This window comes from Alkalicoccus urumqiensis, assembly GCF_002993335.1.
Classification (GTDB): Bacteria; Bacillota; Bacilli; order Bacillales; family Salisediminibacteriaceae; genus Alkalicoccus; species Alkalicoccus urumqiensis.
This window is the reverse complement of sequence record NZ_PVNS01000008.1, coordinates 93,206-106,627: the sequence shown is the minus strand read 5'-3', so window position 1 is coordinate 106,627 and position 13,422 is coordinate 93,206. Positions and strand designations below refer to the sequence as shown.

The following is a 13,422-nucleotide window of genomic DNA, read 5'->3' as shown; positions in this document are numbered from 1 at the left end:
TCAAAAAGGAGGAACAATTTATGCCACGTTATGATATTACCGTCACCGGCCGTGTCCAGGGTGTGGGATTCCGCTTCTTTGCCCAGACAGAAGCCGCTCATCAGGACCTTACCGGCTGGGTGAGAAATGAATCAGACGGAACAGTGCGTATGGAAGCCCAGGGATCAGAAGAGCAGCTCCATTCCTTTATCCGCTCGATCCGTCAGGCGCGCTATCCGGCACAGGTCGATGAACTGATTCCCGTCGCCGTGGAGGAAAAAGAGAAAGAATCTTCTTTTCGTATCCGCCACGATTAGAACAGTGAGGCCGTCAGCTCAAAAGAGCGGAAACGCTTCTCCGGATCATAAACGGATGTCACAATCATTATTTCATCTGTTCCGTATTTCTCTGCAAAAGCTTCCAGCTGCCTGCGTACAGATTCCGGATTTCCTACGATCATCCGCCGTCTGTTATCACGGATGCGCTCCTGCTCATACACGCCCGGCCGTTCGTTGTCATAATAATCCGGAGGCCGTATACCGGCTCCCCGGTTTCCCTTTTCCGCCTCCAGCAGGCCGAAATCAAGGCTTCTGGCCTCGTACTGGGCTTCCTCTTCCGTATCAAGACAGAGCACAAAGACCGCCGCGCTGAATGATGACTCTACCTGATGAGTTTGCCCGCGGTACGCTTTTACTGCTTCCATGCCGGCATCCGGATGTATGAAATGGGCATACATATAGGAGAGCCCTTTTTCTGCAGCGTGGGCAGCACTCTCTTTACTCGTTCCGAGAAGCCAGACAGGGGGAACAGCGCTGGTAAAAGGAAGAGCTTCTGCTTCGCCGTAGACGTGCTCCGGTATCGTCTCAAAGCGCATGTACCGAAGCAGATCGTCCACCTGGGAGGGAAACCGGGAAGCATTTCTCGGTCTGCCTTCACTGAGCGCCAGAGATGCTCTCGGCATTCCTCCCGGAGCTCTGCCGATACCTGCATCCACCCTGCCCGGATACAGTGCTTCAAGTACGTGGAAAATTTCCGCCGCTTTATAGGGGCTGTAGTGCGGCAGAAGCAGCCCGCCGGTACCGAGGCGGATTTTTTGCGTATGTGCCCCAAGACTTCCGAGAAGAACCTCCGGACTGCTTCCTGCAAGTGAGCGGGTGTCATGATGCTCCGAGACCCAGAACCGGTGGTACCCCCACTCCTCTGCTTTCTGTGCCAGGTGAATCGTTTCCTGAAAAGCAGTTTCCGCATTTCCTCCCGCCCGTACCGGACTTTGATCCAGAATACTCAGCTTCATGAGGATCCCTCATTCATGTCCGGAGAAAACTGCTGGAAGACGGTATGCTCTTTCTCCGGGTATATTTCTCTGCCGGCAATTTCATTAATAATTAATGTATTCCGGTGAACAGAGAGCGCCAGGTTAGTAGCACCGGCCCCATGGGAATGAACGACGTCCGTAAGCGTAAAGACATCCGCGTTCCGCTTATCGGCAAATTGAAGATTAAAATTCCGGCCGATTTTCGGATACGATTCGTCTTCCCACTCCACTTGTTCGAGCAGCTTCTCATACCACGGCGGAAGGTCCGGCTGATAGCCGGTGCCGAGAACGACTTTGTCTGCGCGGACCGTGAATACATGCTCCGACTGCTGCTGCCTGCAGTGGACATCGTATCCTGTCTCTGCCGGAGTGATTTTTTCGATCTCTGTATTTGCCTGAATAGTGACATCCGGTCTGCCCCGGCCGACAGAGAGATGATAGAGAAGATCGTAAATCTGGTGCAGCGTCGACTGCTCTACACCGTTACGGAGCTGTCCAAGGTTCGGCAGTTCCTCCAGCCTTTTTGAGAGCGGAAGCTGATGAAAGTAATCGACGTAATCCGGAGAAAATACCTCCTGGCCCAGCTTGCCGGCTTCCAGTTGGAAAAACCCGGGCGAGCGCGTATACCAGGCGAGGTGCGGCGCTCCGTTTTCCTGCCGCTGCAGCTGATCCAGAAATACCTCCGCTGCAGACTGGCCGGATCCTGCGATAAATACTGTTTCTGTCTGTTTCAGTGAATCTCTGCGGAACATGTACTGACTCGTATGAAACACATCATCGGAAGGATGTCCCTCGAGAGACGATGGGATCAGTGGTTTCATGCCGGTCCCTGTTACAATATGCCGGGCGAACCAGGAAGTCTCTGCTTTCGTTTCCTGGTCTTCAACAAGGACTTCATAGCAGTCTTTTTTCTCGTGATGGACAACATTGATGACCCGCATGCCAAAATGGCACTCTTCCATACTCTGTGCAGCCCAGGAAGCATAATCATTGTATTCTCTTCGTGGAATGTCAAACCGGTTAAAAAAGAAAAAGGCGTGAATCCGGTCATGCTCACGCAGGTAATTCAAAAACGTAAACGGATTGGTCGGATCCGCAAGTGTTACCAGATCTGCGAGGAAAGGAACCTGCAGATCCGCTCCCTCGATCAGCATGCCCGGATGCCATTGAAATTCGGGACTCTCATCGAAAAAAACGGCCTGTATATCTTTCTGATGATGGAGAAGGGCCGCCATACCAAGGTTGGCAGGGCCGATCCCGACACCGATAATGTCATAAATTCTCTCTTCTTTCATCGTATCACTGCTCCTCTTTTTCCTATTATACAGAATGTGGACAGCGGCACGATTTTTCCTGCTCAGCTGTGTTAGTTTTTCTACTTCCCGGGGTATCGGTAATCATGGAGGTGGCCGCTATGACCGCAACAACTGTCCTTTGGTTCCGAAATGATCTTCGTTTTCATGACCACCCTGCACTGGCAGAGGCTGTAGAATACGCGGAGACGCATGATACGGACCTGCTGCTTATGTTTCATCTGCACCCATATTTTACAGATAATACAGACATAAGCAACGATTATTTTTTCCAGACGGCAGCGTCGTTTCAAAAAGATGCTGAGTCCGAAAATGTAAAGATTCATATGCTCAGCGGCGAGGTAGAGGATGCTTTCTCCACACTTCTTGAACGGGCCGGAGAAATCAACGCTGTTTTCTGTACGCCGGAAGTGACTTCTTTTGCGCGGAAACGGGATGAAAAAGCTGCTTCTTTTTTAACAGATCACTCCGTTCCCTTTTACTCGGTTCCCGGAAATTATATTCATGAGCCGGGCACCGTGGAAAAAGATAACGGTGATCCCTACAAAGTGTATACGCCGTTTTCGCGGAAATGGATGAAGGAAGCGAAGCCGGAGCTTCGTCATGTGGATATGGATGTATTGAAAAAACGATGCACCCGGAAAAAAGCTCTCGATCAGGAAAGTGAAGAGGCATTTGACCGCGTCGTCAACAGCTGTACACGCTCGTGGGAGCGCCTTGGAGAAAAAGCAGCGCTCGAGCGGCTGGAATATACGATGAAAAAAATTGTTCCCGGGTATCAGGATACGCGGGACCTGCCGTCCAGAGCGGGAACGACGCGTATCTCCCCTTATCTGCGCACCGGCAGTCTCTCTGTAAGGAAAGTGTATGAAGCTGCTGCTTCGCAGATGGAAACGACCTCCGGCAGCGGAGCAGAAACGTTCATTAAAGAACTTGCCTGGCGGGATTTTTACGCAGCCATTCTTCACTATTTTCCGGAAGCAGAGAAGGATGAGTTTCAGGAGCAGTACCGAAATCTGCCCTGGAGTGAGAACAACGAGCACTTCTCTGCCTGGAAAGAAGGACGCACCGGCTTTCCTATTGTGGATGCCGGCATGCGTCAGCTGAATCAGATCGGCTGGATGCACAACCGTCTCCGGATGATCACGGCTTCCTTTCTGACGAAAGATCTGCAGATCGACTGGCAGAAAGGCGAGGCGTATTTTGGTCATAAATTAATTGACTACACCCCCTCTTCCAATATTGGGGGCTGGCAGTGGGCCGCTTCGGTCGGCACAGATGCAGTGCCTTACTTTCGTGTGTTCAGCCCTGTCAGACAGGGAGAGCGGTTCGACCCGGAAGGAACATTCATCCGCCAGTTTCTCCCGGAACTGAAACACGTGCCGGATAAATATATTCAGGAGCCCCACAAGATGCCGGAAAGCGTGCAGAAAGAAGCCGGCTGTATCATCGGTTCGGATTACCCCGAACCGGTCGTTGATCACAAAGAAGAGCGGAAAAGAGCCATTGCTATGTTTGAGGAGGCGAAAGACCAATGATTATTCGAAAGCTCCGTCCGGCTGAAGTGGATGCCGCCATCCGCCTGTCGGAGTTTGCATTTCAGTATGAGCTGAGCGAAGAAGAGCGCCGCGAGCGGAAAGCGGATATGAAACCTTTCGAAACGTGGGTGGCGGAAGAAGGTGGAGAACTTCTCTCCAAAGTAACGATCCTCCCGCTCCACATCTTTTTTTACGGAAAATCCGTTCCGGCTTCCGGCGTCTCCGGCGTAGCCACGTGGCCTGAACAGCGGAGAAAGGGGATCGTATCGAAGCTGCTGCTTCACTCACTGGAGGAAGAGTATCAGAAAGGACGGCTTTTTTCCCTCCTGTATCCTTTCTCCGTTCCCTTTTACCGCAATTACGGCTATGAATTGTTTACCGACGCAGAGAGACTGACACTGGAGCGCCATCAGCTTCCAAAAGCGGAACCGCACACCGGCACATGCCGGAGTATCGAGCCGGATCCTTCTATCACCGGACCGGTTTACCGCGACTATGCTGCCCGCTTTCAAGGAATGCTGGACCGGGACAGAGAGTGGTGGATGAAATCGGTTCACCGGCGCAAAAAAGGCCGGACGATCGTTTACGAACGCCAGGGAGTGCCGTTTGGCTACCTGCTTTATTCCATCAAAGAACGGGAGATGAACGTTCACGAGATTGTCTGGCTGGATGACGATGCCCGGCGGGGATTGTTTACATTTATACACAACCATGACTCCATGGTAGACAAGGTAAAAATTAACACATCTGCCCATACCGGATTTAACCGGCTGCTGCCGGATCCAAAAGTTAAGCGGACGATTCACTCCTATTTTATGGCCCGTATCGTCCACGTCGAAAATATGCTGAATCAGCTGCCGCTGCGGCTGGAACTAAATGAAGCTGTTGTTCTGCATCTGCAGGATCCGCTTCTTAAAGAGAATGAAGGCACCTATATCGTTTCCCGGGACCCCTCGGAAGAGCCGCGTGTCCGCTTTTTCCCTGCAGAGGGAGAATCGGAGACGATCGCAAGACAGCTCCCGAAAAACGGCATCCATCTCGATATTAAAGCACTTTCTTCCATTGTCATGGGGGACACTTCTCCGTTACTATTATGGAAAGAAGGTTTGATCACCGGTGATGAAGAGAGCATTCAGAAACTCGATAAAGCCCTTCCGGCAGCTGTTCCATTTCTGTATGATTTCTTTTAACCGGACATGCTTCTTTGACTTCCGGGAGTAGGACGGAAGAAGATCCTGCAGCTTCTGCTGCGTTTAGAAAGAGGCGTTGATGTGAAAGCAATGATAAAACGCGTATTTACGGTACTCTACGGGGAAATTCCCGAAAACAGTCAGCTCCGCCTGTACTACTGGGTGACGGCGGTGGTCTTTTTTATTCCCATCCTGCTGTCTCCGCTGTTTTTAATAAGCTACTTTGTCCAGGGCGGGATGCTGTACGGGCTTGTATACGGCAGTCTCATGCTGCTCGTCGTCTGGGTCGGGATGCCCCTGTTCTTCCGGCTGATCATGAAAATGAATCACTTTTTGTTCAACGAGAAAGATGAGCCGAAGAAATAAGAAAAGGTGCGCTCCTCCATGACGGGGGAAGCGCACCTTTTCATTACCGCTGATTATCCTGCCCAGCGGATCAGGAAAAATTTCTTTTTCCCACGGCGGAGGATTGTAAACGTGTCTTCAATTTTCTCTGTTTTCCCTACTGACTTATCAAGCTCCTGACAGCGTCCGCCGTTCAGGTATACTGCACCGTTTTGAATATCTTCCCGGGCCTGGCGCTTCGATGGTGCCGCTCCAGTCTCAATTAAGAGGTCCACGAGCGGAATCTCCTCTACAGAGAGAGTCACACCAGGTACGTCTTTAAATCCTTGTTCAATTTCAGAAGCTGTCAATTCCGTCAGCTCCCCTTTTCCAAACAGTGCCGCAGAAATATTCTGCGCCTGCTGAAGAGCTTCTTCTCCGTGCACAAAGCGGGTCAGCTCTTCAGCGAGACGCCGCTGGGCTGCTCGCTCATGCGGGCGTTCTTTGACTTCATCTTCCAGCTCTTCAATCTCCGCAAGCTCCACAAACGTGAAAAATTTCAAAAACTTGATCACGTCCTGGTCATCGGTATTCAGAAGGAACTGGTAAAATTCGTACGGACTCGTCTTTTCCGGATCCAGCCAGACAGCGCCGCCTTCTGTTTTACCAAACTTCTGTCCATCCGCTTTTGTCACTAACGGAATGGTGAAACCGAATGCAGGCTCCCGCTCTTCTTCGTCTGCTCCGTGCATCCGGCGGATGAGCTCGAGTCCTGCAGTAATATTGCCCCACTGATCGCTTCCTCCGATCTGAAGCTTGACACCATGCTCCTTGTAAAGGTGGTGAAAATCAAGAGACTGCAGAATCTGGTAGCTGAATTCAGTGAAAGATATCCCTGATTGAATACGTGCCTCAACCGATTCCTTGGCAAGCATGTAGTTCACACTGAAGTGCTTACCGGTATCCCTCAGAAAATCAACGACCGTCATCTGCCCGATCCAGTCGTAATTATTCATGAGTACAGCTTTATTCTCACCTGTAAAGTCCAGATGTTTTTCCAGCTGGGAGCGGATTTTATCGCTGAATCCTTCCACGACGCTCTGCTCGTTTAACGTCCGCTCAGCATTCTTTCCACTCGGATCCCCGATCAGCCCGGTAGCGCCTCCTACTAGCGGGAACGGCTGATGGCCGGCCAGCTGAAACCTGCGGAGCGTAATAATCGTGATCAGGTGGCCGATGTGAAGACTGTCACCGGTCGGATCAAATCCGCAGTATAGCTTAACCTGTTCCTTTTCCAGCAGCTCCTTTAAGCCCTTTTCATCTGTCGCCTGATTGATCAGGCCGCGCTGTTGTAAATCTTCCATTAACGTCATGTTATATCCTCCTTCAATTCGTTGTTTATCCTTTTCGTACGCTTTTACGCGGCCGGTTTCACTGCGCGAAAACAAAAAACGCCCCCCGCCGGAAATATTCCGGCGAGGGGCGTTCGTCACGCGGTACCACCCTCGGCTGCGGGCACATACGATGCGCCCGCTTCTTCTGCTGCATAACGTACAGCTGCCGCTCTGCATTTCTGCAGAGTTCCTCCGAAACCGTAATTCGCTTCTGCCTGTGTGCTGACTTCCACCCGCGTCAGCTCTCTGGGAACAGGGAGACAATAAGCTACTTCTGCTTCTTCAACGTACTTACTTATTCATGAAATTAGTTTTATCACATCTGCTTTTACCATGTCAACTGCCTCTTTCTTTCATTTCCTTCCCGGTACCTATTTCACTGGGCTCTGCTGTGATATAATATGTAGTGATATTGTGTAATTTTAATTAGGAGGGGTCCGGGTGAGTGACGACCGTAACCGCTGGTCCAGGCTGTTTGGCGGCCGTGGAACCAATGCCGCTGCAAAAAGCATCCGCATAACGTCCGCTGTGTTTTGGAATTTATTATTGATTCTTGTTGTTTTTGGACTGATCGGAGCTGCTTTTGCAGGGGGGACCGCAGCTGGTTATTTTGCTTCTCTCGTACAGGATGAACCCGTACGGGGAGCCGAAGAACTGGAAGCGGCCGTTTATGACTATGAAGAATCGACGGAAATATATTTCGCTGATGAAGTGTACCTGGGCGACATGCCTTCGCCGCTGGAACGCAGAGAAATCCCTCTGGAGGAAGTCTCACAGAACGTAATCGATGCTGTTATCGCAACAGAAGATGAGTACTTCTTTGAACATGAAGGCATCGTTCCTAAAGCGCTGATGCGCGCTGTCATGCAGGATTTCTCCAATGCGGCCACGCAGACCGGAGGCAGTACATTGACACAGCAGCTTGTGAAAAACCAAGTGCTGTCCAGTGAAGTAACCCATGACCGGAAAGCGACAGAAATTCTTCTCGCTATGCGGCTGGAACACTTTTTTGAGAAAGAAGATATACTCGAGGCCTATTTAAATATCGTTCCGTTCGGGCGTAACGCCTCAGGACAGCAGATTGCGGGCGTCCAGGCAGCTGCGCAGGGGATATTTGACGTTGATGCAGCTGAGCTTACGATTCCGCAGGCCGCGTTTATTGCAGGCCTTCCGCAGAGCCCGTTCGCCTACACCCCATTCAACGGAAACGGCGAGCAGAAAGAATCCTTAGAAGCCGGCTTAAACCGGATGGAAACAGTACTGGACCGGATGCACCGCCACGGATACATCACCGAGCAGGAGTTTGAAAATGCGCTCAATTATGATATCACTGCGGATTTCGCCCAGGCTGAATCGTCTTCCTATGAGGACTACCCTTTTATTCTGAGCACCGTTGAGAACCGGGCACGGGACCGTGTAGCAGAGCATCTCATGGCCCAGGACGGCGTCAATCCGGATGAAATGGAAGATCCGGACTACCGGCTCTTGATGCTGAACCGCTACCGGGAACAGGCAGAACAGGAACTCCAGCGGAACGGCTACCGCATTCATACGACGATTAACAAAGATATCTATGATGCGCAGCAGGAAGCAGTAAGGAATTTCGAAAACTTCGGACCGGATAAAACCGTCGCAGATGAAAACGACGAAGGGGAAATCGTCGAAATTAACTACCAGGAAGAAGTCGGCTCTGTGCTGATGGACAACCGGACCGGGGCCGTCATCAGTTTTGTTGCCGGCCGGGACTTCGAAGAGAACCAGAACAACCATGCGATGTCCCTTTCTTACGCAAGTGGATTTCAACGCTCCTCCGGCTCCACGATGAAGCCGCTTCTGACATTTGCAGTCGGATTTGAAACCGGTGTGCTCCAGCCAGGATTCATTACTCCGGACACTCCATATTCATATCCCGGTGATGATGGAGAGGAGGTCAATAACTTTGACCGCAGCTACCGCGGCATGATTACGGCCCGCGAAGCGCTTGCGCTCTCCCGAAACGTTCCTGCTGTGAGAGAATTTGAGGATGTAGACCATGACACGGCGCGTCAGGCACTGATCAACTATGGCTTTGAACGCTACTTCCCCGATGATGATGCGTCGTTTCCTTACCCCGGGAGCCCGCTTGGAACACTGGGGATGACCGTGGAAGCCAATACAAGCGCGTACACGACATTTGGAAATAACGGAAGCCGTAAAGAAGCATTTATTATCGACCGGATCGAAACCAGCGAAGGCGACGTTATTTATGAGACAGACACAGAAGTAGAAACAGAGATTTTGTCTCCGCAGACAAATTACCTGATGATTGATGTCATGCGCGATGTACTGACACCAGGGCTTGGTACAGCCGGAAGCCTTCCGGACAGACTGAATTTCTCCACAGACCTTGCCGGGAAAACGGGTACAACAAACGAAATTAAAGACTCCTGGTTTGTCGGCGTCAACCCTAATTTCACTCAGGGTATCTGGGTCGGATATGATGCATTCAACTTAGAAATCGAACAGCAGTGGAACGGGCTCGGTTACGGTCCCCGGACGCAGAGTCTCTGGGCGGACCTTGCCAATGCAGCCCATTCCGTCGATCCGCAATTTATGGCTCCGGAAGAAGGTTTCGCCCGGCCGGACGGCATCGTCGAGCAGAGCGTATGCGGAATTTCCGGTATGCTTCCTTCTGACTTATGCCGAGAAGCAGGACTTGTTACAACCGACCTGTTCAACGCAGAATATGTGCCGACAGAATCGGATGACAGTCTGGAACGGGTCCAGTATGTACGGGTGAATGGAAGCAATTACGAAGCATTGTCTTCTACTCCGTCTGAATTTACACGCTCAGGCGTGTCCGTAAAAGAAGAATATTTTGATTTTGATGAGGACGGAGATATTTCTGAATACATCCCGGATGACTGGGATAACCTCGTCAACACTGAAGATACGGCTCCGGATAACGGCCGGACACCGGGTGCTCCTCCTTCGGTATTCGGCGGCTCCTCTTCCATGGGCTGGGGAGCTCACCCTGAAGGCGATGTTGTCGGTTACCGTGTCTACCGTTCTGCGACAAGCGGAGGCAGTTACAGCCTGGTGGACAGCGTACGCTGGGATCAGGACTACCGCGCTTCTGCAGGAACCGGCTATTATTACGTAACAGCTGTAGATGTAGCAGGCCGTGAATCCAGTCCGAGCAGCACTGTCACTATCGGCAGCCCGGGAAGCAGTTCCGGCAGCTCTTCCAGCGGAGGATCCAGTTCAGACAGCGGCTCTTCTTCAGGCAGCAGTGGCAGCGGAGCGGGATCCGCCTCCGGCAGCGGCAGTACCGGTGGGAGCTCCAATACGGACAGCTCCGCTGGAGGCGGCAACGGCGGCGGCAGCTCCGGTGCTAACAATAGCGGCAGCAACAGCGGCGGTAACTCCGGTGCCAACAATGGCGGCAGTAACGACGGCAGCAGCTCCGGTGCCAACAATGGCGGCAGTAACAACGGCAGCAGCTCCGGTGCCAACAATGGCGGCAGTAACAGCGGCGGTAACTCCGGTGCCAACAATGGCGGCAGCAACAGCGGCGGTAACTCCGGTGCCAACAATGGCGGCAGCAACAGCGGCGGTAACTCCGGTGCCAACAATGGCGGCAGCAACAGCGGCGGTAACTCCGGTGCCAACAATAGTGGCAGTAACGGCGGCGGTAACTCCGGTGCCAATGATGGAAACGCAGATGCTGCCGGAAATAACAACACAGAGAATGAGGAATAAATAGATTTGAGACAGGCCAGATGAAGCTTCCGCGCTTCCTGCCTGTCTTTTTCTTTTACCTCGTAAATCAGTTCTTTCATGAAACCTGTCAAAAACTTCCCTGCAATCAATAGGAAGCGGTTTCAATCTATGGTATATTGAAGGTATTCTCTCGGAAGGCAGGGATTGCTTTTGAAGCATCGTAAAACGTTCCAATCCATTGATCATACTGGAAAAAATGATAAACAGTTTACGATTTCCGGACCACTTTCCGAAGATATGCTGCGTAACCTTATCTTTGATGATGGCCTGCAGGCATTCCGCCGGCCGAAGGAGCAGCACGAAGCGCTGATTGAAGTGGCCGGACTGGATGAAAGCCGTATTATTGCAGCGGTGGATGGTGAAAGACTTGTCGGCTATGCCGTGCTTCTTTATCCCGATGAAATGGAGCGGTGGTCTCAGTATCAGCACCAAAATCTTCTGGAGCTTGGGGCGATTGAAGTCTCTGCTGATTACCGCGGACATAACCTTGCCAAGAAAATTCTTGAAGTCACCATGATGGATCAAGCAGTAGAAGATTATATTATTATTACCACAGAATATTACTGGCACTGGGATCTGCGCGGTACAGGCCTTTCCATATGGGAATACCGGGATGTCATGGAGAAAGTAATGAAATCCGGAGGGCTGATGTGGTACGCAACCGATGACCCTGAAATTACTTCCCACCCCGCAAACTGCCTGATGGCCCGCATCGGTTCCCGGGTGCCGGTGGACTCCGTTCATAAATTTGACCGGGTCCGTTTTCAAAACCGCTATATGATTTAAGAAAGGAGGCAGTCTCATGATCATTTCTGAAGTGATGAAAACAACGGTTATGACCGGCCGGCCGCATGAAGACGCGGCGGATGTATTAACGAAGATGAACCGCGAAAAAATCCGGCACCTGCCGGTCGTAAATGAAGAGGAAAGACTGATCGGTATTATTTCGGACCGGGACCTTGCCTCTGCCTCCAAAAACACGCTGGATGAAATTATGATTACCGATGTACATACGGCTTTCCCAGGAGACTTTGTCGAAGAAGCCGCCTGGACAATGATGGAAAATAAAATTCACTGTCTCCCGGTGGTGGACGGGGAAGATAAAATTATTGGAATTATTACCGATACCGATTTATTAAAAACACTCGTAACACTGACAGGCGCAGACCGACCCTCTTCCCGAATCGAGATTGAGGTGGACGATAAACCTGGAATGCTGGCAGAAGTGACAGAGGCAGTCCGAGTTTCCGGGCTGAATATCCGAAGCCTGTTCATCCTGCCTGGGAAAGAACAGTCTATGCGAATTGTTATGCGGGTACAGACCATGAATCCCCACCCACTGCTGGAGCTGTTCAGTCAGAAAAATTGGGAGATCCTCTGGCCAAAAGAATCGGAGTGGAATATATGAACCGCGAAGCAGCTTTTGTATTCTCACCCGAACAGCTTGACTATCGATTTCACGAAGACCATCCATTTAATCAGCAGCGTCTGACGATGACAAATGACCTTCTATTTAAAGCAGAAGCTCTGGAGAAGTCAGCCATTCACCCCGCCCGCATGGCCTCAATCGATGAACTGCTTCTCGTGCATGATGAGGATTTTGTCAGTGCCGTCATGAGCGCCACCGAAGGCCAGATGAAATCCTCCTTTCAGACGAAATATGGCATCGGCACCGATGATACGCCTGTCTTTCCTCTAATGCACGACGCGGCCTCCTGGCTTGCCGGCGGTACACTGGAAGCAGTGGATCTCGTTTTTGAAAAAGGCTATAAGCACGCATTGAATTTAGGTGGCGGCCTTCATCATGGCTTCCGCGGGAAGGCATCCGGTTTTTGTGTGTATAATGACAGCTCGATCGCTATCGAATACATGCGCCGGAAATTTGGAGCCCGTGTGCTTTATGTTGATACGGATGCCCATCATGGTGATGGAGTACAGTGGGCGTTTTACGATGATCCGGACGTATGCACGCTTTCGTTTCATGAAAGCGGCCGTTTTTTATTTCCGGGGACCGGCCATGTTTCAGAAAGAGGACACGGGGATGGGTACGGCACTTCAGTCAATGTTCCTTTGGAAGCTTTCACGGAAGATGACTCGTTTCTGGAAGCGTACCGTGAGGTCTTCAGAGAGGTGGCTGCCTCCTTTAAACCGGATGTTATTTTAACTCAGAATGGCGCGGATGCTCATTATTTTGATCCGCTCACGCATCTATGCGGCACCGTCTCTCTCTTTCATGAGATCCCGAAACTGGCTCACGAACTGGCCCATGAACACTGCGGAGGCCGCTGGATCGCGGTGGGTGGGGGAGGTTATGATATCTGGCGTGTAGTGCCCCGCGCATGGGCCAGTATCTGGCTTGAAATGAGCGGACAGGGAGAGAAACTGAATCAGTCATTTCCAGAAAACTGGACTTCTTCCTGGCAGGAAAAATCGCCTGTGGCACTTCCGTCGTCCTGGTACGATCCAAAAGGCCTCTACCCTGCGATCCCGAGACGTGAGGAAATCAACAAAAAAAACGCCCGTACGGTACAGCAGGCGCTGAAGCTTATCCATTCTCCAAAAGGTCGCTGAGTTCTCTGTTGTTCTGCAAAATAAGAGAGAGCCGGA

11 protein-coding genes and 1 other annotated feature are annotated in these 13,422 nt (G+C 51.4%); of the genes, 8 read left to right on the top strand and 3 right to left on the bottom strand.

What is annotated here, in order from left to right; all coding sequences use genetic code 11:
• The first annotated feature begins 20 nt into the window (after positions 1–20).
• Positions 21–296 (top strand): acylphosphatase, encoded by a 276-nt coding sequence (locus tag C6I21_RS09660; RefSeq protein WP_105959261.1) that lies wholly within the window; start codon positions 21–23, stop codon positions 294–296.
• On the opposite strand, the gene C6I21_RS09655 is transcribed toward C6I21_RS09660, so the two are convergent.
• Together C6I21_RS09655 and C6I21_RS09650 are read right to left on the bottom strand one after the other, a co-directional pair.
• On the bottom strand, positions 293–1,273 hold the full coding sequence (locus C6I21_RS09655; protein WP_342587721.1) for an LLM class flavin-dependent oxidoreductase: 981 nt from the start codon (positions 1,271–1,273) through the stop codon (positions 293–295). The genes C6I21_RS09660 and C6I21_RS09655 overlap by 4 nt on opposite strands.
• Entirely contained in the window at positions 1,270–2,589 is a 1,320-nt protein-coding gene (locus C6I21_RS09650; RefSeq protein WP_105959259.1) for a lysine N(6)-hydroxylase/L-ornithine N(5)-oxygenase family protein, read from the bottom strand. Before C6I21_RS09650 ends, C6I21_RS09655 begins: the two co-directional genes overlap by 4 nt.
• Positions 2,590–2,708: 119 nt before the next feature.
• Here C6I21_RS09650 and C6I21_RS09645 point away from each other — a divergent pair, with 119 nt between their 5' ends.
• The 3 genes from C6I21_RS09645 to C6I21_RS09635 all read left to right on the top strand — a co-directional run bounded on the left by C6I21_RS09645 (position 2,709) and on the right by C6I21_RS09635 (position 5,701).
• Positions 2,709–4,145, top strand: a complete 1,437-nt coding sequence (locus tag C6I21_RS09645; protein ID WP_181186201.1) for a cryptochrome/photolyase family protein — start codon at positions 2,709–2,711, stop codon at positions 4,143–4,145.
• On the top strand, positions 4,142–5,335 hold the full coding sequence (locus C6I21_RS09640) for a GNAT family N-acetyltransferase (RefSeq protein ID WP_105959257.1): 1,194 nt from the start codon (positions 4,142–4,144) through the stop codon (positions 5,333–5,335). The genes C6I21_RS09645 and C6I21_RS09640 overlap by 4 nt, the downstream gene beginning before the upstream one ends.
• A gap of 81 nt (positions 5,336–5,416) precedes the next feature.
• A complete protein-coding gene (locus tag C6I21_RS09635; protein ID WP_105959256.1) occupies positions 5,417–5,701 on the top strand; it encodes a hypothetical protein in 285 nt (94 codons plus the stop codon).
• A 53-nt stretch (positions 5,702–5,754) separates the two neighbouring features.
• Here C6I21_RS09635 and tyrS read toward each other — a convergent pair whose 3' ends face one another.
• The gene (tyrS, locus tag C6I21_RS09630; RefSeq protein ID WP_105959342.1) at positions 5,755–7,032 is read right to left on the bottom strand and encodes a tyrosine--tRNA ligase; all 1,278 of its coding nucleotides are present in this window, start codon (positions 7,030–7,032) and stop codon (positions 5,755–5,757) included.
• A 102-nt stretch (positions 7,033–7,134) separates the two neighbouring features.
• Positions 7,135–7,348, bottom strand: a binding site (T-box leader).
• Positions 7,349–7,494: 146 nt separating this feature from the next.
• Here tyrS and C6I21_RS09625 point away from each other — a divergent pair.
• The 4 genes from C6I21_RS09625 to C6I21_RS09610 all read left to right on the top strand — a co-directional run bounded on the left by C6I21_RS09625 (position 7,495) and on the right by C6I21_RS09610 (position 13,386).
• Positions 7,495–10,794 carry a transglycosylase domain-containing protein gene (locus tag C6I21_RS09625; RefSeq protein WP_105959255.1) on the top strand — a complete coding sequence of 1,100 codons (3,300 nt, stop codon included), beginning with the start codon at positions 7,495–7,497 and terminating at the stop codon, positions 10,792–10,794.
• A 171-nt stretch (positions 10,795–10,965) separates the two neighbouring features.
• On the top strand, positions 10,966–11,601 hold the full coding sequence (locus C6I21_RS09620; RefSeq protein ID WP_280953449.1) for a GNAT family N-acetyltransferase: 636 nt from the start codon (positions 10,966–10,968) through the stop codon (positions 11,599–11,601).
• A gap of 16 nt (positions 11,602–11,617) precedes the next feature.
• The gene (locus tag C6I21_RS09615; protein ID WP_105959254.1) at positions 11,618–12,223 is read left to right on the top strand and encodes a CBS and ACT domain-containing protein; all 606 of its coding nucleotides are present in this window, start codon (positions 11,618–11,620) and stop codon (positions 12,221–12,223) included.
• Positions 12,220–13,386 carry an acetoin utilization protein AcuC gene (locus C6I21_RS09610; RefSeq protein WP_105959253.1) on the top strand — a complete coding sequence of 389 codons (1,167 nt, stop codon included), beginning with the start codon at positions 12,220–12,222 and terminating at the stop codon, positions 13,384–13,386. The genes C6I21_RS09615 and C6I21_RS09610 overlap by 4 nt, the downstream gene beginning before the upstream one ends.
• Positions 13,387–13,422 lie beyond the last annotated feature (36 nt).